The sequence below is a fragment of the Burkholderia sp. BE17 genome (assembly GCF_009362305.1).
Lineage (GTDB): Bacteria > Pseudomonadota > Gammaproteobacteria > Burkholderiales > Burkholderiaceae > Burkholderia > Burkholderia pyrrocinia_C.
Map to the genome: position 1 here is coordinate 77,878 of NZ_WHNU01000020.1, position 24,855 is coordinate 102,732.

Genomic DNA, 24,855 nt, shown 5'->3' on the forward strand with positions numbered 1-24,855 from the left:
GGTAAGTTTTGTCCTATTTTTGAGATAGTGTGACGAATGGGCGTGTGCCGGTGCCAGGTGCGCGCGCAAACACGACGACAGCCGATTAAAGAATGTGCTGCTTCATTTCGATAAACGAAGCAGGCCAGTTAGTTGATATGAGGGGAAGCAGTGGGGATGTTCACTCACGGGCATAGCTGCTTTGCGCGCGTCGGGTTCGATGCGACGGATGACCGGATGATCCCGACGAAACGGAGCGGCGCATGAAGCCGGCCGCGTCGCTGTTCGTCCTGTCGGTTGCCATGGTCGGCGCTTTCCACGCGGCCGCGCTGTCGGCCGCTCCGATGCCGGCGGTGCCGGCAGCCGCTGCGGCGCCCGGTGCCGGTAATGCGGCGTCGCCCGGCGACGCGTCGGCGCCGCTGCTCGCGGCTGCGCCGACGGCGGCCAGCGCGCCGTCCGCCGCGCTACCGGCGACGACCGTGCGCCTGCCGTTCGCGTCGCTCGGCGCGTTCGACCCGTTGCGCCTGCGCGGCGCCGACGATGCACGCACGATCCACGCGGGCGTGCGGCTCGACCGCGTGGTCACGGGCGCGCGGCTGCGCCTGACCTACGCGTATTCGCCGTCGCTCGTATTCCCGCTGTCGCACCTGAAGGTGTCGGTGAACGGCGAGGTCATCGCGACCGTCCCGTTCGACGCCGCGCGCGCGGGCCGCACGGTCACGCAGGACATCCCGATCGATCCGCGCTACTTCTCGGATTTCAACCAGATCGGCCTGCGCCTGATCGCGCACTACACGCTCGACCACTGCGAGGATCCGTCGAACTCGGCGCTGTGGGCCGACGTGAGCCCGACGAGCGAACTGATCCTCGACGAATCGCCGGTCCGCCTGCCGAACGATCTCGCGCTGCTGCCCGCGCCGTTCTTCGACCGGCGCGACAACGGCCGCTTGCGGCTGCCGTTCGTGCTGCCGGCGTCGCCCGATTCGGCGACGCTGCGCAGCGCGGGCGTGCTCGCGTCGTGGTTCGGCGCGCTGGCCGACTACCGGCATGCGCGCTTCCCGGTGTCGCCCACGCTGCCGGCCGACGACCAGGCGGTGGTGGTCGGCACGGCCGCGACGCTGCCGGCCGGCCTCGCGCTGCCGTCGGTCAACGGCCCGCTGCTCGCGGTCGCCGACAACCCGGCCGCGCCTGGGCGCAAGCTGCTCGTCGTCACGGGCCGCACGGCGGCCGAGGTCGACGACGCGGTCGCGACGCTCGTGCTCGGCCGTGCAGCGCTGTCGGGGCCGGCGGCGACGGTCGCGCACGTCGATCTCGGTGCGCCGCGCAAGCCGTACGATGCGCCGCGCTGGCTGCCGGTGAACCGGCCGATCACGTTCCGCGAACTCGTGTCCGATCCGCGCGAGCTGGAAGCGCGCGGCACGACGCCCGACGCGATCCGCCTGAACCTGCGCGTGCCGGCCGATCTCCATTCATGGAACGGCGCGGGCGTGCCGATCACGCTGCGCTACCGCTACACGGCGCCGACCGTGCAGGACAACTCGACGCTGGCCGTCGAGATCAACGAGCAGCTCGTGAAGTCGTACCGGCTCGGGCCGGCCCAGGCCGAGGACGCGCGCGGCCGCATGCAGCTGCCGCTGCTGTCGGTGCCGGAAGGGCGCGTGACGAGCGACGTCGACATCCCGGCGTTCCGCGTCGGCAGCGGCAACCAGCTGCAATTCCGCTTCACGCTCGACTCGCAGAAGACGGGCCTGTGCTCGAGCACGTCCACCGAGCCGCAGCGCGCGGCGATCGATCCCGATTCGACGATCGACTTCTCGCACTTCGTCCATTACGCGCAATTGCCGAACCTCGCGTTCTTCGCGAACAGCGGCTTTCCGTTCACGCGCTTCGCCGACCTGTCGCAGACTGCCGTCGTGATGCCCGACCGGCCGTCGCCGCAGGAGCTCGAGGCCTACCTGACGATGCTCGGCCACATGGGCGAGTGGACGGGGTTCCCGGCACTGCGCGTGCAGGTCGCGCGGCCCGGCGACGTCGCCGCGCTGTCGGGCAGCAAGGACCTGCTCGTGATCGACGGCTCGCCCGCGTCGCCGCTGCTCGCGCACTGGCGCTCGGCGCTGCCGCTCGTGATCGGCGAGCAGGGCGGTGCGGGCGGCGACGGCGCGAAGCGTGTCGCATTCACGGTCAAGGAGCGCTGGCGCAACGGCGTCGGCCTGGCCGACGGCGGCGCGCATATCGAGCAGACGGGGCCGCTCGCGGCGCTCGCCGGGTTCGAGCTGCCGGGCAGCCACGGCCGCAGCGTCGTCGCGTTGACGGCGACCGACCAGCCGCGCCTCGGCGATCTGCTGAACGTGTTCGAAAACGCCGGCCTCGTGTCGCAGTTGCAGGGCGACCTCGCGCTGGTGCGGCCGGGGCAGGTCGACAGCCTGCGCGTCGGCGAGCCTTATGTGGTCGGTTTCGTGCCGTGGTATGCGCGCGTCTGGACGCAGGCGGCGCGGCATCCGGTCGTGCTCGGCGCGGTCGGCGTCGTCGCGGGGCTGCTGCTCGCGCTCGGCGTGTTCAGCGTGCTGCAGAGAATCGCCGCGCGTCGACGGGGGATGTAACGGATGGCGCGGGTTATGGCGAAGCGACGGGCAACGCGGCCGCCGCGGCGCGTCAGCGCGGCACTCGCGCTGGCCGTCGCGCTGGCGTGCGCGGCAACCGGCACGGCCGGGCGCGCACAGGCCGCGGGAGCCAGCGCGACCGATACGGCCGACGCCGGATGCAGCGCGGCGTGGCCGCGCTGGGACGCGTTCAAGCGCGATTTCATCTCGGCCGACGGCCGCGTGATCGACGTCGGTTCGGCCGATTCACGCACGGTGTCGGAGGGGCAGGCGTATGGGCTTTTCTTCGCGCTGGTCGCGAACGACCGGCGCATGTTCGACACGATCCTCGCATGGACCGAGAACAACCTCGCGCAAGGCGACTTGAGCGCGCACCTGCCGGCGTGGCTGTGGGGCCGTGCGCCGGACGGCGCGTGGCGCGTGCTCGACGCGAACGCGGCGTCGGACGCCGACCTGTGGATCGCGTACGCGCTCGTCGAGGCCGGGCGGTTATGGCACGAGCGCAGCTACACGGCGCGCGGCGCGCTGCTCGCGAAGCGCGTGCTCGACGAGGAAACCGCGACCGTGCCGGGCCTCGGCGTCACGCTGCTGCCCGGGCCGACCGGGTTCAGGCTGCCCAACGGCCAGTGGCGCGTGAACCCGAGTTATTCGCCGCCGCAGGTGATCCGCGCGCTCGGCGCGCGCCTGCCCGACGACCGGCGCTGGGCCGCGCTGGCGTCCAGCACCGGGCGCGTGCTGCTCGACACGGCGCCGAAGGGTTTTTCGCCAGACTGGGCGCTGTATCGCGCGGGCACGGGCTTCGGGCCCGATCCGCAGATGCATGCGGAGAGCGCGTACAACGCGATCCGCGTGTACCTGTGGGCCGGCATGCTCGACCGCGCCGATCCGCTCGCCGCGCCGCTGCTCGCGCGTTTCGCGCCGTTTGCCGACCATATCGCCGCGCATGGCGCGCCGCCGGAGAAGGTCGATACGACGACGGGCGCCGCGGGGCCGAACGACGGCAACGGCGGGTTCTCGGCGGCGGCCGTGCCGTTCCTCGACGCGCGCGGCCAGCATTCGCTCGCGGATGCGCAGGCGGCCCGCGTCGACACGCTCGCGCGCCAGTCGGCACCCGGCTATTACACGAGCGTGCTGACGCTGTTCGGCCTCGGCTGGCGCGACGGCCGCTACAGGTTCGGCGCGGACGGCACGCTCGATGCCCGCTGGGGAGGCCGTTCGTGCGCCGCCCGCTGAAGCGCGCCGCGCCGCATGTCGCGGGATTCGCGTGGCTCGCGTCGTCGGTGTGTGCGGCGGCGCCCGGCACCGCAGCCGACGCGTCGATGCCGAAAACCGCCACGCCGGCTGCATCCGCTTCCGCTTCCACCGACGCGCAGCGCCAGCTCGACACCGCGCGGATGTGGGGCCTCAAGCATCGCGATGACCTCGCGCGCGATGCGCTGCGCAAGGGGCTGCTGATCGCGCCGGGCGATCCCGAACTGCTTGCCGAGCAGGTTCGCGTGCTACTGCGGCTCGGCGACGCGCAAGGCGCGCAGGCCGCGCTCGCGCGCCTGCGGGCGCAGTTGCCGAACGCACCCGCGACGCGGCGGGTGGCCGACGAATACCGCGTCGCGACGAGCGGGCGCGACGAGATGGCGCAGATCCGCCTGTTCGCGCGCAGCGGCCGCGCCGACGAGGCGGCACGGCGGATCGTCGCGCTGTTTCCGAACGGTGCGCCGTCGGGCGCGCTCGGCGCCGAGTATTACCAGATCGTGTCGAATGCGCCGGGCGGGCGCGAGCCGGCGATCGCCGCGCTGCGCCGCGCAGTCGCGGCCGATCCGCAGGACACGAGCGCGTCGATGGCGCTCGCGCGGCTGCTGAACCAGCGTGCCGACACGCGCCCGGAGGCGAACCGGATCGCATGGTCGCTCGCTAAGCGGGACGACGCCGACCATACGGAGGCGATGGCGCTGTGGCGGCGCGTGCTGCAATCGGCCGGCAACGATCCCGCGTATCTCGATGCGCTGCATGCGTATCTCGTGCTCGTGCCGGACGACGCCGAATTCCGCGACCGTGCCGCCGAACTGGACAGCCGGCGCGATGCGCAGCGCCGGCTCGAACGCGATCCCGGCTACATCGCGCAGCAGCGCGGCCTGCAGGCGCTCGCGCGCGGCGACCTGGCGGCCGCCGATCCGCTGCTCGCCCGCGCCGCGCATGCACGCGCGGACGACGCCGATGCGGTCGGCGGGCTCGGCCTGCTGCGTCTGCGCGAAGGGCGGCACGACGAAGCGCGCGCGTTGTTCGCGCGGGCCGCGACGCTCGCGACCGACCAGCGCGGCAAATGGCAGGGCCTGGCGCGCACCGCGCAGTTCTGGGGGCTGCTCGCGCAAGGCCGCGCGGCCGCCGCCGCGGGCCGGCCGCAGGATGCCGAACGCGCCGCGCGTGCCGCGCTCGCGATGCAGCCGGACAGCCCGGACGCGAAACTGCAACTCGCCGATGCGCTGCTCGCGCAGCGCGACTGGGCGCGCGCGGAGCCGCTGCTGCGCGAGTTGCTGGCCGCCCGTTCGCCGAACCCGTCGGCGGTGCGCGGCACGGCGACACTGTATGAAAACACCGGTCGCGCGGACCGGATCGGCCCGCTGCTCGATGCGCTGCAAGGGCGCGTGACGGGTCGCGACGATCGCCGCGCGCTCGACGGCCTGCGCGCCGACCTGTTCGCGAACCAGGCGCGCGCGCTCGCGGACAAGGGCGAACGCGGGCCCGCCGCGCAACGCTACGAGGCGGCCGTACGCGCGGCGCCCGACGCGCCGTGGACGCGCTTCGCGCTCGCGCGCCTGTACCGCGACATGGGGCTGCCGCAGCTTGGCCGCACGGTGATGGACGACGGGCTCGCGCAAAGCGATACGCCCGAGATGCGCTATGCGACCGCGCTGTACCGCAATTCGCTCGACGACATCGCGGGCGCGCAGGCCGTGCTCGCGCCCGTCGACGACGCGCATCGTTCGGACGGGATGCGCGCGCTGGTGCGCAAACTCGACGCGGAACGCACGCTGGCCGACGCGCGCGGCGCGCTCGGGCGCGGCGACCGCGCGGCATTCGCCGCATCGCTCGCGCATGCGCAGGCGAGCGCGCCGGACGATCCCGACATGCTCGCCGCGATCGGCGCGCAGTGGATCGATGCGGGCGAGCCTGAACGCGGCCTCGCGCCGTTGCGCGACTGGATCGCCGCGCATCCGCGCGAAGCCGACGCGGACGTGCGGTTGCGCTACGGCGACCTGCTCGGCAGCGCGGGGCGCGACGACGCGCTCGCCGCGTGGCTCGACGCGCTGCGCCGCGAACCGTCGCTGACGCCCGCGCAGACGGCGAGGCTCGAGGACCAGTCGCTGCGGCTCGTGCTGCGGCAGACGGACGATGCGATCGCGCGGCAGGACTATGCGCAGGCGCGCATGCTGCTCGATCGCGCGAGCCCGGCCGGCCGCGCGGACAAGCGCCATGCGCTCGAACTGGCCGATCTCGAACGCGCACAGGGCCATTACGGCGCGGCGCGCGACGCGCTCGCGCCGGTCGTCGCGCGCACGCCGGACGATGCGGATACGCAGCTCGCGCTCGCGCGCATCGACGAGGACAGCGGCAACCGCGCGGCCTCGCTTGCGCGGGTGCAGGCCGTGCTCGCACGCACGCCGGACGACGACGTCGACACGCAACTGTCGGCCGTGCGCCGGCTGAACGCGCTGCGCCGCCCGGACGACGCAGCGCAGGTGACCGACCGGCTGCAGGCCGCGTATCCGGCGCGTGCGGACGTGACGGTCGCGGCCGGACGCGTGGCCGAGGCACAGGGCCGCTATGACGACGCGGCGTCGCTGTACCGGCTGTCCCGGTCGCAGGAACGCACGGCGGGCGTGAGCCCGGGCCGCGACGGCCTGACGCCCGCGCAGGCCGCGTTCGCGGATCTCGAACAGCGGCGCAACCCCGAGATCGAGACCGGCTGGATGCCCGCGTACAAGTCGGGCGACGAAGGCATCTCGTCGTATCGCGCGCAGCAGGTGCCGATCTACCTGCAGATGCCGATCCGCTACGACGGGCATGTGTTCGCGCAGATCGACACCGTGCATCTGGATCCGGGCACGCTCGATACGAGCGACCCGAACGCGTATTCGCTGAAGACGTTCGGGACCTACGCGGCGCTCAGGGCATCGAGCGGGCTGCCGCCCCCGTTCCAGTCGAATCAGCAGGCCGCCGCGCTGATCGCGAATCCGCCGGGCTCGCTGCACCAGTCGACGACGGGCGTCGCGCTCGGCGCCGGCTATCGCACGGATGCGTGGCGCTTCGATCTCGGCACGTCGCCGCTCGGTTTCCCCGTGCATTACCTCGTCGGCGGCGTGCGCTACCGTTTCGACGCGGGCCCGGCGAGCTTCAGCGTGAATGCGTCGCGGCGGCCGGAAACGAGCAGCGTGCTGTCGTACGCGGGGATGCGCGACCCGTGGACGGGCGCGGTCTGGGGCGGCGTGCGCCGCGACGGCGTGAACCTGCGCGCATCGGTCGACGTCGGCCGCACGAACCTGTTCGCGGAGCTCGGCGCGGGCGTGCTGTCCGGCCGCAACGTCGAACGCAACGCGGAAGTCACGCTGCGCACCGGGTTCACGGTGCCCGTGTACGAGCGCGCGACGATGAAGGTCAGCACCGGGCTCGTCGGCAATGCGTGGCACTACGCGCAGAACCTGCGCTACTACACGTACGGGCAGGGCGGTTACTACAGCCCGCAGCGCTACCTGTCGCTCGGCGTGCCGATCGAATGGGCGGGGCGGCGCGACGCGCTGTCGTGGGACCTGACCGTCACGGGCGGGATCTCGAACAGCTACGAGAAGGATTCGCTGTTTTACCCGACGTTTTCGGACCAGCGGGCCGCGCAGGTGGCGGCCGGGTTCGTGTACGCGGGCAGCTCGACACGCGGCGTATCGTTCTCGTACGGCGTGAACGGCATCGTCGAGTACCGCGTGAACCCGCACCTGAGCGTCGGCGCGCAACTGCATGTCGACCGGTCGCACGATTACGCGCCGAGTTCGGCACTCGTGTACCTGCGCTATGCGTTCGATGCGCGCGCGCAGCCCAGCTGGCTCGTCACGCCGATGCCGGTGCGGCTTTATTCGGATTACTAGGGTCTGCTTGCATATGGAACGTACATGCGAATGCCCGAAATCGCTCGTAGGGCAAGAAGTGAGGAGCGCCGTTTGGCCGAGCCAAACAAGCGACGAGCGACGCCGCCATACGGGCGATTCCGGGCATTCCCCTGGAATGGATTTTTTAATTTGGGGTTGCCACGAGAACGGCCGCTCGCTGCGTTGCGCTCCTTGCGAATACGTCAGTATTCGCAGCGTCGCGCGCCTCGCGAGCGGCCGTTCTCGTGGCAACGCATGTGCGTTCCATATGCAAGCAGACCCTAGGGGAACGTCGTGAATACGGAAATCGATGCCACCCGTCCCGCGCTCGGCGCCGCCGGCCTGCTGGGCCGCCTGCGCGCGCTGCTGCGCACGGGGCCGGCCGGCGGCCGCGTCGGCACGCTGAGCCGGCTCGCGATCGATGGCTTGCCCGACGCATGGACGCAACTGGAAGCCGGCGGCCTGTACGCGATCTACGCGGCCGGCGGCACGCCGGCGTGCGACGCACTCGTGTGGGAAAGCGCGCGGCAGGCGCGCACGCGCGACGTCACGGTCGTGCTCGCACGCGACGCGGCACGCGTCGCCGAACAAATGCAGGCGCGCGGCTTCGCGGGCGGCGCGCAGCCGGCCGGCTGGCCGCGCAACCTGAGCGTGCTGGCGATGCCGGCGGCGGCCGAGCCGGCCGACGGAGAAGGTCCTGGCGCGACCGGCGACGCACCGCGCGGCGCGGCGCCGGGCCCGTTCGCGCGGCTGACCGGCGGCTTGCGCGCGATGAAGCGCTACGGCTTTCGTGCGCGTTCGCTGTATTTCGTCGAAGGCGCGCAGCGCTGGTTCAGCTGGGACGATCCAGGCGCGCTTGCCGACGAAGCGCACGCACTCGCCGACTGGTGCCGCACGCGCCGCATCGCGCTCGTGCTGCTGCTCGATCCCGAAGCGGCCCGTGCGGGCACCGATGCGCGCACCGACGATCCGCCGCTCGTGCGCGGTGCGGATCGCACGCAGCGCAGCGGCTTCCACGGTGTCTGCTCGGGCGTCGCGCAGATGCAGCGCACGCACGGCGAGCTGCTGTGGATCGTCGATTTCTGGCGCGCGGGCGACACGCTCGCGGCCGGCGAGGTGCGGCCGCTGCGCTTTGCGCCGGGCGGCCGGCTGTCGGCGAGCGTCGATGCCGGCGCGACCGAGCCGGCGCGCCGGCTGAAGCTCGCGATCGACGAGGATCGCGTCGTCGTCAGCCGCGCGGTGCTCGACGGCGTGAACCGTGCGCCCGGCGACTGGGAAATCGTCGACGACAACGCGGCCGTCGTCGCGGCCTGCGCGCATGCCCACGCCGCGACCGCGGTGCTCGTGTTCCGCTCGCATGCGCAGCTCGAAGCGTTGTGCGCGGACGTGCACGCGCTGCGCCGGCAGTGCGGCGGCGCGCTGAAGATCGCGGTCGTCGAGCGTGGCGGCGAGGTGCTGCGCCAGCAGTTCGAGATGCTCCTGCTGAGCGTCGGCGCGAACCGCGTCGTCGCGCGCGACCTGCCGGTGTCGCGGATGCAGGCCGCCGTGCACGCGCTGCGCGGCCAGCTCTATGCGCGGCCCGTCGCGGCCGACTATCGCGCGGCGCTCGCGGCCGCGCTCGGCGATTCTGTGCTCGGCTATCTGCCGGTCGGCGCGTTCTGCCTGCGGATCCGCGCGGTGCTCGATCGCGGCGCCGTGCTCGCGCTGCCGCACACGCTCGCGAAGCTCACGCTGCTGCCGGGCGTGTCGCACGTCGACGCGTTGCGGCACTGCCGGCCGCGCCGCGCGGGCGACGTCGTGACGGCCGATCCCGGGCACCTGTACGTGTTCCTGTTCGCCTGCGAGCCGGTCGATGCCGACGAAGCACTCGCGCGCATCTTCGACGTGCCGGTCGACACGCTGTCCGACCGCGTCTTGTGCCTCGGGCGGAGCAGCATCGACACGGAGCTCGACGCGCTGAAGGCCGAGAACCGGCGCGCGCCGATCGCCGACTACAGCGACCTGTTCGCGGCCACGCAGCCGGCCGGTGCTGCGCGCACATCGACTGCGCGCGCCGATTTCGGCGCGGCGTCGCCTGACGCGACCGAGGTGAGCGATGCGATCGATGCAATCGATGCAATCGTCTCGCTCGAGGCGATCGATGCGATGCCGGCGCTCGCGCACCTTGCCGCCGACGCACCGGCCCCGCATCCCGCCATTCCCGCCGCGCCTGCGCGCGGCGCCATCCGCAGCGCGATGCCGCTGCGCAAGCCGGAGGACGCATGATCGCCGAACTCGTCATCGGTTTCGTCGTCGGCATCGTGATCGCGGTGCCCGTCTGGATCGTCGCGCAGCACCTCGGCATCGGCCGCGGCTTTCAGGCGCCGCGCGGGATCGACCGACGCGACGCGGTGCCGTGCGAACTCGTGCCGGTTGCGCTGCGCGGGCGACTGCTGCCCGATGCAGAACCCGGCGCCGAGCGCGGCGACGAGGCGGCGCGATGAAGACGATCGCCATCACGTCGACGACGGGCGGCGCGGGCCGCACGACGCTCGCGGCCGCGCTCGCGGTGCTGCTCGCGCGCCGCGGCCGGCCGGTCGTCGCCGTCGAATTCGATGCGCAGAACCTGATGGGCGCGACGCTCGGCCTCGACTCGCTGGCCGAGCACGGCCTCGCGCAGAGCGTGCTCGGCGGCGCCGAGCCGTGGCACGCGCATACGTGGCGCAATGCCGACGGCGTGCTGTTCGTGCCATACGGGCAGGTCGACGCGGCCGGCGCGGCCGCGTGCGATGCGCGGCTCGCGGCCGACCCGGCATGGCTGTCGCGCGCGCTCGACGAGATCGCGCTGCCGGCCGACGGCGTCGTGCTGGTCGACACCGCGCGTTATCCGTCGCCGCAGGCCGAGCAGGCGATTCGCCGCGCGGACCTGACGCTCGTCGTCGTGCCGCCCGAACCGGCCGCCTGCGCGACGGTCGCCGCGCGGCTCGGCGCGCTGCGTGCCGGCGGCGGCGAACTGCAGATCGTCGTGAATCGGCTGAATCCGGCCCGTGACATGCAGCGCGACGCGATCGCGATGCTGCGCGCGGTCGCCGGGCCGGCGTCGATGCTCGAGCAGCGGATCCACGTCGATGCCGCCGTGCCCGAAGCGCTCGCGCGCGGCAGCTGGATCTTCGACGACGCGCCGTATTCGCAGGCGTCGCATGACCTGAACGGCATCGCGAACTGGGTCGATGCATGGCTGGCGGCGGCCGCCGCCGGTCGCACCGGAGCGGCGCGATGAAGGCCGCCTTCGCGCCGCGGCTGCGCGCGTTCGGCCGCCGCGCGACCGACTGGTTCGCGCGCGGCATCGGATTGCCGGCGGAGCGCACGCTGCTCGACTGGGTCGTGCGGCTGTTCTTCCACGCGCCGCCGCCGGGCCGGCCCGATCACGTGCGCCGCTGGGTGCGCTTCGCGTTCCGGCGGCTCGCGTACGAGTGGGGTGTGCTGCAGCCGCTCAGCCCGCGCGAATGGCTGTGGCGCTCGATCGTGCGCGCGCCGCGTGCGGCCGACGGCCGGCCCGCGCGCGATCCGCTCGCGTGGTTCGACACGTTCGTCGTGCCCGTCTATGTGGCCGGGCGCGCGGTCGGCCGGCGCATCGACGCGTTGCTCGAACGCCTGCCGTGGGCGCGCTGGGGCGGCTGGCTCGATGCGCGTGCGAACGGCGTCGGCCGGCGCCGCTGGCTCGCGCCGCTGCTGCTCGTGGCCGGCGCGCTGATGTGGATCGCGGCCGGGATGTCGCCGCTGATGCCCGGCGCGCAATTCGCGTTCTTCGCGATCGTCGCGGTGCTGGCGCTCGCGCTGCGCCGCCTGCCGGGCCACCTGCCGACGCTCGCGCTCGCGTCGCTCGCGCTGCTCTCGGCGGTGCGTTACGTGTGGTGGCGCACGACGCAGACGCTCGACTTCCGCAGCCCGGTCGAAGCGATCGCCGGCTACCTGCTGTACGGCGCCGAAGCCTATACGTGGATGATCCTGCTGCTCGGCTTCGTGCAGACCGCGTGGCCGCTCGACCGGCCGATCGTGCCGCTGCCCGACGATCCCGACACCTGGCCGACCGTCGACATCTACATCCCGACCTACAACGAGCCGCTGTCGGTCGTGAAGCCGACCGTATTCGCCGCGCAGAGCATCGACTGGCCGACGGCGAAGCTGCGCGTCTACCTGCTCGACGACGGCCGGCGCCCCGAGTTCGCGGCGTTCGCAGCCGAGGCCGGCATCGACTACCTGACGCGCGACGACAACCTCCACGCGAAGGCTGGCAACATCAACCGCGCGCTGCCGAAGACGCACGGCGAATACATCGCGATCTTCGACTGCGATCACGTGCCGACGCGCTCGTTCCTGCAGACGACGATGGGCGTGTTCCTGCGCGACCCGAAGTGCGCGCTCGTGCAGACGCCGCACCATTTCTTCTCGCCCGATCCGTTCGAGCGCAACCTCGGCACGTTCCGCGAGATCCCGAACGAAGGCAACCTGTTCTATGGCCTCGTGCAGTCGGGCAACGACCTGTGGAACGCGACGTTCTTCTGCGGATCGTGCGCGGTGCTCAAGCGCAGCGCGCTGGAAGAGGTCGGCGGCGTCGCGGTGGAAACCGTGACCGAGGATGCGCACACGGCACTCAAGCTGCACCGGCGCGGCTATACGTCGGCGTACCTGCCGACCGTGCAGGCGGCAGGCCTCGCGACCGAAAGCCTCGCGGGCCACGTGAAGCAGCGCACGCGCTGGGCGCGCGGGATGGCGCAGATCTTCCGCATCGACAACCCGTTCCTCGGGCGCGGGCTCGGCTTCATCCAGCGGATCTGCTACGGCAACGCGATGCTGCACTTTTTCTACGGGATCCCGCGGCTGGTGTTCCTGACGATCCCGCTCGCGTACCTGTTCTTTCACCTGTACTTCATCAACGCTTCGTCGCTCGCGCTCGCGAGCTACGTGATCCCGTATCTCGTGCTCGCGAACGTCGCGAACTCGCGGATGCAGGGGCGCTACCGCCATTCGTTCTGGGCCGAGGTCTACGAATCGGTGCTCGCGTGGTACATCGCACTGCCGACCACCGTCGCATTCTTCAGCCCGAAGCACGGCAAGTTCAACGTGACCGACAAGGGCGGCAAGATCGACGAAGGTTATGTCGACTGGTCGACGTCGAAGCCGTATCTCGTGCTGTTCGCGCTGAACGTACTCGCGATCGGCGCGGGCCTGTGGCGGCTGGCGGCCGACCAGGGCGACGAGGCGTCGACGATCCTGATCACGCTCGGCTGGACCGTGTACAACCTCGCGATGCTCGGCGCGGCGCTGGCCGTCGCGCGCGAGACCAAGCAGGTGCGCGTCACGCACCGGATCGCGATGCGCGTGCCGGCCACGCTGCTGCTCGCCGACGGAACGACCGCCGCATGCTTCACGAGCGACTACTCGACCGGCGGCCTCGGCCTCGAAGCCGTGCCCGGGCTGCCGCTCGCCGTCGGCGACACGCTCACGGTGTGCGTGACGCGCGGCGACCGGCCGTTCCCGTTCCCGGTGCGCGTGAGCCGCGTGACGCCGACCCACGTCGGCGTGAGCTTCGAGGAACTGACGCTCGAACAGGAGCGCCAGCTCGTGCAATGCACGTTCGGCCGCGCGGATGCGTGGCTCGACTGGCACGAAGGCACGCGCGTCGACACGCCGCTCGGCGGGTTGAAGGAAGTGCTGCGCATCGGCGTGAACGGTTATGTACGGATGTGGAAGGGTGCGGCGCGCGGCCTGCAGGCCATGCTGGCGCCGAAGCTCGACCGGGCGCGCGACTGACGCGGCGCTCATCATGGAGTGGGTTAGATGACGTTCTGGAATCTGTATTTCATCCTGAAGTTCGCGCTGTTCGCGACCGGGCACCTGCAGCCGCTGTGGCTCGCGAACCTCGCGTTCGCGGTGGCGCTCGCGGCGAGCGCGCCGATCCGGCGGCGGTCATGGCGCATCGTCCGGCAGCTCGTGGCGATCGCGATCGCGGTGCCGCTGCTCGCGCGCGAGATGCACGCGCCGCCGCTTGCACGCATCGTCGACGCCGCGCGCGAAGTGAGCACGTTCCGCGTCGACTACTGGATGGAACTGCTGCCGCGCCTGCTGCCGCCCGTGCTGGTGCTGACGGTAGCCGGCGCGCTGATCGTCTATTTCATCGTCAACCGCTGGCTGCGCGTTGCGACGTTCGTGCTGGCCGTGCTGATCGCGATGCCGCTGTGGCAAGCGGGCAGCGGCCTGATGGCGCGCGTGGTCGCACCGGCCACGCAGCAGGCGGACGCGGCGGGCACGACGACGACGCGGCGTGCCGACGGGCCCGAGGACCACAACGCCGCGCTCGCGACGTTCCGCGCGCAGGAGTCGCAGCGGCAGGTCGCGTTCGGCCATCCCGGCAACGATCCCGCCGCGCAGTTCGACGTGATCGTGCTGCACGTCTGCTCGCTGTCGTGGGACGACCTCGATGCCGCGAAGGTGCGCAATCACCCGATGCTGAGCCACTTCGACTACCTGTTCTCGAATTTCAGCACGGCCGCGAGCTACAGCGGCCCGGCGGCGATTCGCGTGCTGCGCGCGAGCTGCGGGCAGGAGGCGCACGCGGACCTGTACAAGCCCGCACCGCAGCAGTGCCAATTGTTCGCGCAACTCGCGGGCGCCGGTTACACGGTGCAGTCGCTGCTGAACCACGACGGTCACTTCGACAACTTCCTGCAGGTGATCCACGACAACATCGGCGTGGCCGACGCGCCGATGGTCTCGAACGCGGCCGCGCCCGTCACGATGCACGCGTTCGACGGCTCGGCGATCAAGGACGACTTCGGGACGCTCGCGAACTGGTATGCGCAGCGCGGGGCGGTGCAGGGGCCCGTCGCGCTGTACTACAACACGATCAGCCTGCACGACGGCAACCGCGTGGTCGGCAGTTCGGTGACGAGCATCGACTCGTATCCGCAGCGCGTGACGAAGCTGATGAGCGACTTCGACCGTCTCGCCGACCTGATCGCGCAATCGGGCCGCCGCGCGGTGATCGTGTTCGTGCCCGAGCACGGCGCCGCGCTGCGCGGCGACAAGAACCAGGTCGCGGGGCTGCGCGAGATCCCGACGCCGCGCATCGTGCACGGGCCGGTCGGCGTGCGGCTCGTCGGCTTTACCGGCAACCACGGCGCGACGACCGTGATCGGGCAGCCGACCAGCTTCCTGGCGCTCGCGCAGCTGCTGTCGAACCTCGTGTCGAACAGCCCGTTCAAGCCCGGCACGACGCTCGCGCAATATGCGGCGGACCTGCCGCGCACGCGAATGGTCGGCGAGAACGAGGGAACGGTAACGATGCAGACGGCCGCGGGTTACGCGGTGAAAACTCCGGACGGCGTATGGATCGACGAACAGTAATCCTTCCCGGCGACGGCGACGACGATCGCCTGTCGCAGCCGAACGACGTGCTCGGCCTCGCGCGGCATCTGCCCGCGCTCGACCCGGAGCGCTATGTCGACGAGCAGGCGCGCCGCGCGTTCATCGAGTCGCTCGAGCGCTGGCCGACGCTCGCGAAACTGATGGGATTGAAGCGGTAAACGAACGACGAAACGACGGCCGGCATGCGTGCCGGCCGTCGTTCGCTTGCGAGCGAATCCGCCTATTCTGCCGGTCGCGCCCTGCGTTCCGGCTGGCGCGTCCACTCGTCTTCCTCGCCCGGCACCTTGCCGAAGGTCTGCGCGGCCCATGCCGCGCGCGCCGCGTCGATCTTCGCTCGCTCGACACGAAATTCCATTCGATGAAACGCTCGCCCGGCAGGTGCGCACCGCCGAGCAGCATCACGCGCGCGCCGTTCGCGCTGGCGAGCGCCACGGTCGCGCCCGGTTCGAGCACGGCCATCGTCGCGGGGGCGAGCGGCGTGCCGTCGATGGTGAGGTCGCCGTCGACGAGATACACGCCGCGCTCGTGGTGCTCAGCATCGAGCGCGAGCCGGCCGCCCGCCGCGAATTCCGCATACGCATAGAGCGTCGGCGAGAACACGGCGACCGGCGACGTAAGCCCGAACGCGGTGCCCGCGATCACGCGCACGCTCGCGCCGTCGCGCGCGAACGACGGCAGCGTGTCGGCCGGATGATGGACGAATGCGGGCGCGGTGTCCTCGTGCTCGACCGGCAGCGCGACCCAGGTCTGGATTCCGTGGACCGGCTGTTCGCGCGGACGGTCCTCGTCGGGCGAACGCTCCGAATGCACGATGCCGCGGCCGGCCGTCATCCAGTTCACGTCGCCCGGCACGATCTTCTGCCGGAAGCCGAGGCTGTCGTGATGCATCAGCGAACCGTCGAACAGGTAGGTGACGGTCGCGAGCCCGATGTGCGGATGCGGCAGCACGTCGATGCCGCGGCCGGCCGGCAGCACGGCCGGGCCCATCTCGTCGAAGAAGATGAACGGGCCGACGAGGCGCGCGGCGCGCGCGGGCAGCACGCGGCGCACGACGAGGTTGCCGATGTCGCTTTCGCGCGGCGTGAGCAGGGTCTTGATCGATGCGGACATGGTGGGGGATCTTGTTGTCGAGGCGGCAGGCGATCAGGCGATCGCCGTGTCGATCGTGATCGGATGCGTGAGGATCTTGTGCACCGGGCACGCGTTCGCGATCTGCAGCAGGCGCTCGCGCTGCTCGCCGGACAGGTCGCCTTCGAGCGTGATGCGGCGCACGTTCGTGCTGCCCGCGCTGCCCGATTCGTGCGCGAGCTTCACGTGTACTTCGGCGAGCGGCCAGCCCTTGCGTTGCGCATACATCTTCAGCGTGATCGCGGTGCAGGCGCCGAGGCTCGACAGCAGCAGCGCGACGGGCGTCGGCGCCGTATCGCCGCCGCCGAGCGACGCCGGTTCGTCGGCACGCCACTGGTGGACGCCATCGCTGAAGTGGACCAGGTAATCGACCGAGCCGATGCTCGCTTCGACGGACAGTTCGCTCATTGCAGTTCCATAGGGGAGAAGGACGAGGGCCGGCGGCCTTGCCGGACGTTACGGTTCGAGCAGCCGCTGCAGCCGCAGTTCCTCGAAATCGAGCTCCGATTCGATCCGGTGCAGCACCGTGTCGTCGACCTTGCCGTCGCGATGCAGGTCGAGCAGTGCCTGGCGCGACACGCCGACGAGTTCGAGTTCGACGCGCAGCATCCGCGCGCGCATGTCGGCCGGCTCGGCGCCATGCCGATGCGCGCGTTCGTTGAACATGACGCGGTTCCGGTATTCGGCGAGCAGGCGGTCGAGAGACGGGCGCTCGAGATTCGACCCGCGCCGCTCGAGCGCGTCGAGTTCGGCGAGCGCCGCGCCGAACGTATGCGCGCGCGCCGCGTGCTCGGACATCGTGTGCCGCGCGGCCGGGCGCAGCTTCAGCACGCGGATCAGCGGCGCGAGCGTGGCGCCCTGCACGACGAGCGTCGCGATGATCAGCAGGAACGTGCTGAACAGGATCAGGTCGCGGCCGGGAAAGTTGCTCGGCAACGCGATCGCGGCCGCGAGGCTCACGACGCCGCGCATGCCCGACCAGCCGAGCACGACGGCCTCGCGCCACGACCACGGCGCGTGGCCCGCACGCGGCGCGCGCAGGCGGCCCGGCAGCCACATCGCGACGAACACCCACACGACGCGCGCGCCGATCGCGGCGGCGGTGGCGGGCAGCGCGACGCGCAGGCCGGCCATCAGCACCGCGCCTTCGTGGTTCACGCGCGCGAGGATCGCGTGCAGCGCGAGACCGATCAGGATGAACACGAGCGCATCGAGCACGAACACGATCGCTTCCCACGTCGCCTTCGCCTTGATCCGCAGGTCGGCGTCGAACACGCGATGCTGGCGCACGCCGAGCACAAGGCCGCAGGTCACCACCGACAGCACGCCCGAGCCGTCTACGGCTTCCGCGATGCCGTAGCTGCCCCACGCCATCGCGAAGGTCACGACGATGCCGAGCATCGGGTCGCGCAGGCGCGGCAGCACCCAGCACATCGCATGGCCGCACGTGAGGCCGACCGCGATGCCGATCAGCGTGAGCGAGAAGAACAGGCCGGTGGCGCTCGCGGCGGTGATCGACACGGCGAGCGCGGCCGACACGGCCATCTGGTACAGCAGCAGGCCCGATGCATCGTTGACGAGGCTTTCGCCTTCGAGCACCGCGACGAGCCGCGCGGGCAGCGGGTAGCGCTGCAGGATCGCCTTCGCGGCGACCGCGTCGGGCGGCGACACGATCGCGCCGAGCGTGAAGCACGCAGCCCACGGCAGCGCCGGGTTCGCGGCATGCACGGCCACCGCCACCGCGACGGTCGTGAACGCTACCGCACCGAGCGCGAGCGACGCGATCGATGCGAGCTCCTGCCTGAATTCCTTCCATGCGGTGTAGAACCCGCTCGACATCAGCAGCGGCGGCAGCACGGCCGCGAGCAGCAGCGCCGGGTCCATGTCGGGCACGCGCTTGCCGGCGATCGCCACCGCGCAGCCGCCGAGCAGCAGCACGACGGCTGGCGGAATCGAGATGCGTTCGGCGAGCCACGTGAGCGCGCCCGCGCCGCAGATCAACAGCAGCAGGTAGTGAAACAGCTCGACGTTGGTCATGCGCGGCTTGCGGCGGTGGTGTGCGTCACGACGGCTTGCGGTCGTTCGCGGCGCCGCCCGGCAGCGCGCCGAACATGTGCTGGCCGCATTGCGCGTCGCGCCATGCGGTATTCAGCCGGTGTCCGGAAAGCATCCGGCGCGCGACGGGCAGGATCTGTTCGCCGGCCAGCATGCCGAGCAGGCCGGTGAGTGCGATGATCGGCGGCGCCGGCGAATTCACGCCGAGCGCGCCGTAGATGACGCCGGCGAGAATACCGGCAAGCAGCGACAGGAAATACGGTTTCATGGTGAGCATCTCGTGATGGCCGACGGGCGGCGCAGGGCACGCCGTCAAGATTTCGAAAGGGTATCGGGTTTGCGTGAAGAAAAAAAGGGCGAGCCGCCCCGAACGGGCATCGATTCCGGAATCGGATCGATTCCGTTTCATGGGTGTTCGCGCCGCGCGTTTGCAGATTAAATGCTGCGAGCCGGGTGACGATCCCGATCCGGCGCAATTCACGCGCGGCGCCTCCCGTTCCGACGGTCGAGGCAGGCCCTCCTTTTTCCGTTTACAGGACGACACACGTCATGAGCAACCCGAAACTTGAAATACTCACCCCCCAGAACAGCCAGTTGATCTTCATCGACCAGCAGCCGCAGATGGCGTTCGGCGTGCAGTCGATCGATCGTCAGGTGCTGAAGAACAACGTCGTCGGGCTCGCGAAGGCCGCGAAGGTGTTCAACATCCCGACCACGATCACGACGGTGGAATCCGAGAGCTTCTCGGGCCACACCTATCCCGAGCTGCTGGACGTGTTCCCGAACCAGAAGACGCTCGAACGCACGTCGATGAACTCGTGGGACGACCAGAAGGTGCGCGACGCGCTTGCCGCGAACGGCCGCAAGAAGGTGGTCGTGTCGGGCCTGTGGACGGAAGTCTGCAATACGACGTTCGCGCTGTGCGCGATGCTCGAAGGCGACTACGAAATTTACATGGTCGCCGACGCATCGGGCGGCACGTCGCAGGCCGCGCACGACTTCGCGATGCAGCGGATGGTGCAGGCCGGCGTGGTGCCCGTCACGTGGCAGCAGGTCCTGCTCGAATGGCAGCGCGACTGGGCGCGCCGCGACAGCTACGACGCGGTGATGGCGATCGCGAAGGAGCACTCGGGCGCGTACGGGATGGGCGTCGATTACGCGTACACGATGGTCCACAAGGCTGCCGAGCGTACGCAGACGCCGCACGAGTCGATCCCGCCGTTGCCGGCGAAGTAACCGCCGGCCGCGATCGTCGCGATGGATCCGGCGATCGACTGCCGCCTACCGTCGCACGTTCAGGCCACGGGCAGCGCCCACGGCGCGTGCGAGAAGTGTTCGGCGAGGAACTCGAGCAGCGCCGTCACGCGCGCTGCTCGCAGCATGCCGGGCGGAGTGACGAGGTTGACGTTGATGTCGGCGATCGTCCAGTCGCTCATCACTTCCTCGAGCTCGCCGCGCTGCATCGCGTCCCACACCAGGAACTCGGGCTGCAGCGCGAGGCCGTGGCCGGCGACGAGCGCGGGGAGGATCACGTCCGCGTTGTTGGTGCGGATGCGTCCATGCACGGACACGCCGACTTCCTCGCCCGATGCCGCGTGACGAAAGCGCCAGTGCTCGGGTGTCGGCAGGTTCGTATAGGTGAGGCACACGTGCTGTTCGAGGTCGCTCGGGTGCATGGGGCGGCCGCGCCGGTCGAGGTATGCAGGCGCTGCGACTAGCGGCCGGCGCACCGCGCAGAGCCGGCGCGAGCGCAGCGACGAATCGCTGAGCTCGGCGATGCGGACCGCGACGTCGAAGCCGCCGGACACGATGTCGACGATGTGATCGGTGAGCACGAGGTCGATGTCGATGCGCGGATAGCGCTCGAGAAACACGGGAAGCACCGGCGACAGATGGCGCACCCCGAACGACATCGGCGCATTCACGCGCACGAGGCCGTGCGGTTCGAGCGCGTGCACGGACGCTTCGCTCTCGATTTGCTCCGCATCGGCCAGCAGGCGGATCGCGCGGTCGCGCAGCAGTTCGCCGGTCGGCGTGAGCGACAGCTTGCGCGACGTGCGGTACAGCAGCATCGCGCCGAGGCGCTTTTCGAGTCGCGCGATTGCCTTCGACACGGTCGGTTGCGACACGCCGAGCAGGTCGGCGGCCTTCGCGAACGAACCGGTTTCCGCGACACGGGCAAAGATGGCCCAGGCTTCGAGATCAGGAAGGTGTTGCATGGTCGGAACGGGTGGCAGGGAAGCGAAACCGATTCGGCGGCAGCGGATCGTGCCGCCGATGCGATGCACCGCGAAGGCGGGCGCGTCATGCAGGTGATTCTAATCCGGCCAGGGAGAAAAATCGTTATGGAATCTTATCTACTTTCGTTGGGCGCCGGCGTGTTGATCGGCGTCGTGTACAGCGTGATCAAGGTGCGCTCGCCGGCACCGCCGCTGATCGCGCTGGTCGGCCTCGCCGGCATGCTGATCGGCGCAGCTGGCATCGCGCCGGTCCGTCACTGGCTCGGCTTCTGACCGCATCGAGGACACACCATGAGCGCAATCGATACTCAACCCGATCTCATCCTGCACAACGGGCGCATCACGACGCTCGATCGTGCGAACCCCGTCGCCACCGCCGTCGCGATCAAGGACGGCCGCTTCGTCGCGGTCGGCGGCAATGCGGAGATCGTGCCGCTCGCGGGCCGCGCGACGAAGGTCGTCGATCTCGACGGCCGCGCCGTGCTGCCGGGCCTGATCGACAACCATACGCACGTGATTCGCGGCGGCCTGAACTACAACATGGAACTGCGCTGGGACGGCGTACGTTCGCTCGCGGTCGCGATGGACATGCTCCGGCGGCAGGTCGCGATCACGCCCGCACCGCAGTGGGTGCGCGTGGTCGGCGGCTTCACCGAGCACCAGTTTGCCGAGAAGCGCCTGCCGACGATCGAGGAGCTCAACGCCGCCGCGCCCGATACGCCGGTGTTCATCCTGCACCTGTACGACCGCGCGCTGCTGAACGCGGCCGCATTGCGTGTGGCCGGCTACACGAAGGACACGCCGGAGCCGCCGGGCGGCACGATCCTGCGCGACGCCGCGGGCAACCCGACCGGGCTGCTGCTCGCGAACCCGAACGCGACGATCCTCTACGCGACGCTCGCGAAGGGGCCGAAGCTGCCGTTCGAATACCAGTACAACTCGACGCGCCACTTCATGCGCGAACTGAACCGTCTCGGCGTGACGGGCGTGATCGATGCGGGCGGCGGCTCGCAGAATTATCCCGACGATTACGAAGTGATCCGCAAGCTGCACGACGCGGGCGAGATGACGATCCGGATCGCGTACAACCTGTTCACGCAGAAGCCGAACGCGGAGAAGGAAGACTTCGTGAACTGGACCAAGAGCGTCAAGTATCACGACGGCACCGATTATTTCCGCAACAACGGCGCGGGCGAGATGCTGGTGTTCTCGGCGGCCGACTTCGAGGATTTCCGCGTTGCGCGCCCGGACCTGCCGGCGCAGATGGAGGACGATCTCGAAGGCGTCGTGCGCGTGCTCGCGCAGAACCGCTGGCCGTGGCGCATGCATGCCACGTACGACGAAACGATCAGCCGCGCACTCGACGTGTTCGAAAAGGTGAACCGCGAAATTCCGCTCGACGGGTTGAACTGGTTCTTCGATCATGCGGAGACGATCTCCGAAAAATCGATGGATCGTATTGCGGCGCTGGGCGGCGGCATCGCGGTGCAGCACCGGATGGCGTACCAGGGCGAATACTTCGTCGAGCGCTACGGTGCACAGGCGGCCGAGGCAACGCCGCCCGTCGCGAAGATGCTCGACAAGGGGCTCAAGGTGTCGGCCGGCACCGACGCAACGCGCGTCGCGTCGTACAACCCGTGGGTGTCGCTCGCATGGCTCGTGACGGGCAAGACGGTCGGCGGGCTGCGCATGTATCCGCAGCGCAACCTGCTCGATCGCGAGACCGCGCTGCGGATGTGGACCGAATACGTGACGTGGTTCTCGAACGAAGAGGGGAAGAAAGGGCGCATCGCGGTCGGGCAGCTTGCCGACCTGATGGTCCCGGATCGCGATTTCTTCACATGCGCGGAGGACGATATCGTGGATACGACCGCGTTGCTGACGGTGGTCGGCGGCAAGATCGTATGGGGCGCGGGGCCGTTCGCATCGCACGACGCGCCGATTCCGCCCGCGATGCCGGACTGGTCGCCGGTGCGCGAGTACGGCGGCTACGGCGGCTGGGGTGCGACGCAGCGCAACGGCGCGCCGCTGCAGCGTGCGGCTGCTGCCGCTGCAGCGATGTGCGGCTGCGCGAGCGCGTGCAACGTGCACGCGCATGCACACGCGAGCGCATGGGGCAGCACATTGCCGACGTCGGACGCGAAGGGCTTCTGGGGCGCGTTCGGTTGTTCGTGCTGGGCGGTCTGACATGGCGGCCTCGACCAATTCCGGCGGCTTCCGCAACCCGGCGTGGGTCCGCGCGCTGCTGGCGCAGCCGTGGGTCCTGCCGCTCGTGCGCCTCGCGCTGGTGTCCGCCTACCTGATCGGCGGCGTCAACAAGGCGATGCACTTCGGCGATGCGATCGCGGAGCAGGCGCATTTCGGCCTGCATCCGGCCGCGCTCTGGGCGGCGCTCGCGATCGCGGTCGAGATCGCCGGCTCGCTGTGCGTGGTGTCGAACCGCTTCACGTGGTTCGGCGCCGGCAGCCTCGGCATGCTGACGATCGTCGCGATGCTGGTGGCGAACGATTTCTGGAACCGCACGGGCGCCGATCATTTCATGGCGCTCAACAGCTTTTTCGAGCATCTCGGGCTGATCGCAGCACTCGTGCTCGCGACCGTGCTCGCCGATGCGAAGCATCCGGCCGGCGACGGCCGTACCGCTCGATGACGATGAAACAACAAGGAAATCCTGTGATGAAAACGATCCGTTCCGCCTTGCTCGCGCTTGCGATCGCCGCCGGCCTCGTCGCGGCGCCGGCGTCGTACGCGAAGCCGCCCGTGCCGCCAGCGGCCACGCCGACGCTTGCCGTCGGGCCGCAATACGACACGACGCACGTATACGTCGCCCCCGAGGATTTCGATCGCTTCACCGACAGCTTCGTCGCGACGTTCGGCGGCAGCAAGTCGAAGCAGGGCGTGTTCCAGGTCACGCCGACCCCGAGCCAGACGATGTCGCAACTCGTCTTCACGCCGTCGGGCACGATCTCCGTGTTCGGCTTCAAGACGCCCGTGCCCTGGCCGTTCGGCGCGGAGCGCACGGGTTATCTCGTCACCGACATGGACGCGGCGATGAAGGTGGCGCGCGAGCATGGCGCGGAAGTGATCGTCGACACGTTCCCCGATCCGATCGGCCGCGATGCGGTGATCGCGTGGACGGGCGGCGTGACGATGCAGCTGTACTGGCACACGCAGGCGCCGAATTACGCGGCACTGCAGACGATCCCCGAGAACCGCGTGTATGTGTCGCCGCAGAGCGTGCGCAAGTTCGTCCACGATTTCGTCAAGTTCTCGAACGGCAAGGTGGTGTCCGACAACCTCAAGGCGCCCGGCATCGAGATCGGCCGGCCGAACGACACCTATCGCCGCATTCGCATCACGTCGGGCTTCGGCAAGATGACCGTGCTCGTGACGGACGGCCAACTGCCTTACCCGTACGGGCACGAGATGACCGGCTACGAAGTGCCGGATCTGGCTGCGACGCTGAAGAAGGCGCAGGCCGCGGGCGTGAACGTGCTCGTGCCGTCGTACACGGCGGACGGGCGTGACGCGGCGCTCGTGCAGTTCCCGGGCGGCTACGTTGCCGAGATCCACGCGGGCGCCACGCGATGAAGCACGAGGACACGATCCTTGCCGCGGTGGCCGGCTTCGTTGATACGCTGAGCTTCGTCGCGCTGTTCGGACTGTTCACCGCGCACGTGACCGGCAACTTCGTGCTGATCGGCGCGGGCGTCGCGGGGTTCGGGCAGGGCATCCTGCTGAAGCTCAGCGTGTTTCCCGCGTTCGCGTGCGGCGTCGTCGCGAGCAGCCTGATCGCGCGCGCGCTTTCCGCGCGGCCCGCATGGCAGGGCGCGCGAGCGCTGCATACGGTGCAGGCCGTGCTGCTGCTCGGCTTCTGCGCGGCCGGCGTGTGGGCGACGCCCGTCACGCAATCCGACAGCCTGCCGGTATTGGTGGCCGGTTTCGTCGGCACGTTCGCGATGGGCGTGCAGAACGCGCATCCGCGCGTGATCGGGCGCGCCGGCGTACCGAACACGGTGATGACCGGCAACGTCACGCAGGCGATCCTCGATGTCGTCGACCTGCTGTCCGCCGGCACGGCCGACAGCGTGCGCACGACGGCACGCGCGCGCGTCGCGAAGATGCTGCCGGCGATCGTCGCGTTCGCGCTCGGCGCGGTGTGCGGTGCGCTGGGTTATCGCCACGTCGGGTTCTGGGCGCTGCTTGTGCCCGTCGCTGCGCTCGCGGTGCTGGCGGCATGCTCGGGGATGTCCGCCCGTACCGTTACGCAGGGAGATGCATGATGATTCGGCGTGGAGGGACGCGTCGCGACCG

Annotated in this window: 19 protein-coding genes and 1 pseudogene; 15 read left to right on the forward strand and 5 right to left on the reverse strand. The window is 70.3% G+C overall.

The annotated features are described in order from the left end of the window. Nucleotides 1-242: 242 nt before the first annotated feature. The 9 genes from bcsB (at nt 243) to GD429_RS18715 (ending at nt 15,276) form a co-directional block, all read left to right on the forward strand. Complete coding sequence (bcsB, locus tag GD429_RS18675) at nt 243-2,579, forward strand: cellulose biosynthesis cyclic di-GMP-binding regulatory protein BcsB (protein WP_152858831.1); 2,337 nt, start codon at nt 243-245, stop codon at nt 2,577-2,579. Nucleotides 2,580-2,582: 3 nt separating this feature from the next. After that, the gene (gene bcsZ / locus GD429_RS18680) at nt 2,583-3,812 is read left to right on the forward strand and encodes a cellulose synthase complex periplasmic endoglucanase BcsZ (protein WP_152858833.1); all 1,230 of its coding nucleotides are present in this window, start codon (nt 2,583-2,585) and stop codon (nt 3,810-3,812) included. Beyond that, complete coding sequence (locus GD429_RS18685; RefSeq protein WP_321574706.1) at nt 3,797-7,711, forward strand: cellulose synthase subunit BcsC-related outer membrane protein; 3,915 nt, start codon at nt 3,797-3,799, stop codon at nt 7,709-7,711. Before bcsZ ends, GD429_RS18685 begins: the two co-directional genes overlap by 16 nt. Nucleotides 7,712-8,005: 294 nt before the next feature. After that, nucleotides 8,006-9,976, forward strand: a complete 1,971-nt coding sequence (bcsE, locus tag GD429_RS18690; protein ID WP_321574707.1) for a cellulose biosynthesis protein BcsE — start codon at nt 8,006-8,008, stop codon at nt 9,974-9,976. Then, the gene (locus GD429_RS18695) at nt 9,973-10,194 is read left to right on the forward strand and encodes a hypothetical protein (protein ID WP_111017312.1); all 222 of its coding nucleotides are present in this window, start codon (nt 9,973-9,975) and stop codon (nt 10,192-10,194) included. The genes bcsE and GD429_RS18695 overlap by 4 nt, the downstream gene beginning before the upstream one ends. Further along, complete coding sequence (gene bcsQ / locus GD429_RS18700; RefSeq protein WP_152858835.1) at nt 10,191-10,970, forward strand: cellulose biosynthesis protein BcsQ; 780 nt, start codon at nt 10,191-10,193, stop codon at nt 10,968-10,970. The genes GD429_RS18695 and bcsQ overlap by 4 nt, the downstream gene beginning before the upstream one ends. Beyond that, nucleotides 10,967-13,504, forward strand: coding sequence for a UDP-forming cellulose synthase catalytic subunit (bcsA, locus tag GD429_RS18705; protein ID WP_152858837.1), 2,538 nt, complete (start codon nt 10,967-10,969; stop codon nt 13,502-13,504). The genes bcsQ and bcsA overlap by 4 nt, the downstream gene beginning before the upstream one ends. 27 nt (nt 13,505-13,531) lie before the next feature. Next, a complete protein-coding gene (gene bcsG, locus GD429_RS18710; RefSeq protein WP_152858839.1) occupies nt 13,532-15,097 on the forward strand; it encodes a cellulose biosynthesis protein BcsG in 1,566 nt (521 codons plus the stop codon). Next, nucleotides 15,079-15,276, forward strand: a complete 198-nt coding sequence (locus GD429_RS18715; protein WP_152858840.1) for a hypothetical protein — start codon at nt 15,079-15,081, stop codon at nt 15,274-15,276. The genes bcsG and GD429_RS18715 overlap by 19 nt, the downstream gene beginning before the upstream one ends. A 62-nt stretch (nt 15,277-15,338) precedes the next feature. Here the strand turns inward: GD429_RS18715 and GD429_RS18720 are convergent. From GD429_RS18720 to GD429_RS18735, 4 genes and pseudogenes are all read right to left on the reverse strand, one after another. Next, nucleotides 15,339-16,228 (reverse strand): annotated as a pseudogene (locus GD429_RS18720) (pirin family protein). Between the two features lie 33 nt (nt 16,229-16,261). Next, on the reverse strand, nt 16,262-16,654 hold the full coding sequence (locus GD429_RS18725) for an OsmC family protein (protein ID WP_152858842.1): 393 nt from the start codon (nt 16,652-16,654) through the stop codon (nt 16,262-16,264). A gap of 48 nt (nt 16,655-16,702) precedes the next feature. Next, nucleotides 16,703-18,283: a cation:proton antiporter gene (locus tag GD429_RS18730; protein WP_152858844.1), complete on the reverse strand. Its 1,581-nt coding sequence runs from the start codon at nt 18,281-18,283 to the stop codon at nt 16,703-16,705. Between the two features lie 25 nt (nt 18,284-18,308). Further along, nucleotides 18,309-18,569: a XapX domain-containing protein gene (locus GD429_RS18735; RefSeq protein WP_152858846.1), complete on the reverse strand. Its 261-nt coding sequence runs from the start codon at nt 18,567-18,569 to the stop codon at nt 18,309-18,311. A 281-nt stretch (nt 18,570-18,850) separates the two neighbouring features. Here GD429_RS18735 and GD429_RS18740 point away from each other — a divergent pair, with 281 nt between their 5' ends. Continuing rightward, on the forward strand, nt 18,851-19,537 hold the full coding sequence (locus GD429_RS18740) for a hydrolase (RefSeq protein ID WP_152858848.1): 687 nt from the start codon (nt 18,851-18,853) through the stop codon (nt 19,535-19,537). Nucleotides 19,538-19,596: 59 nt separating this feature from the next. Here the strand turns inward: GD429_RS18740 and GD429_RS18745 are convergent, their stop codons facing one another. Beyond that, complete coding sequence (locus GD429_RS18745) at nt 19,597-20,520, reverse strand: LysR family transcriptional regulator (protein WP_152858850.1); 924 nt, start codon at nt 20,518-20,520, stop codon at nt 19,597-19,599. Between the two features lie 126 nt (nt 20,521-20,646). Here GD429_RS18745 and GD429_RS18750 point away from each other — a divergent pair, with 126 nt between their 5' ends. From GD429_RS18750 to GD429_RS18770, 5 genes are read left to right on the forward strand one after another with little or no spacing between them, the layout of a single operon-like run. Continuing rightward, complete coding sequence (locus GD429_RS18750; RefSeq protein ID WP_152858852.1) at nt 20,647-20,814, forward strand: DUF1427 family protein; 168 nt, start codon at nt 20,647-20,649, stop codon at nt 20,812-20,814. A gap of 18 nt (nt 20,815-20,832) precedes the next feature. After that, nucleotides 20,833-22,728, forward strand: coding sequence for an amidohydrolase (locus GD429_RS18755; protein WP_152858854.1), 1,896 nt, complete (start codon nt 20,833-20,835; stop codon nt 22,726-22,728). A 1-nt stretch (nt 22,729) separates the two neighbouring features. Then, nucleotides 22,730-23,191: a DoxX family protein gene (locus GD429_RS18760; RefSeq protein ID WP_152858856.1), complete on the forward strand. Its 462-nt coding sequence runs from the start codon at nt 22,730-22,732 to the stop codon at nt 23,189-23,191. Between the two features lie 26 nt (nt 23,192-23,217). Beyond that, nucleotides 23,218-24,132, forward strand: a complete 915-nt coding sequence (locus GD429_RS18765) for a glyoxalase (protein ID WP_152858857.1) — start codon at nt 23,218-23,220, stop codon at nt 24,130-24,132. After that, on the forward strand, nt 24,129-24,824 hold the full coding sequence (locus tag GD429_RS18770; RefSeq protein WP_152858859.1) for a YoaK family protein: 696 nt from the start codon (nt 24,129-24,131) through the stop codon (nt 24,822-24,824). Before GD429_RS18765 ends, GD429_RS18770 begins: the two co-directional genes overlap by 4 nt. Nucleotides 24,825-24,855 lie beyond the last annotated feature (31 nt).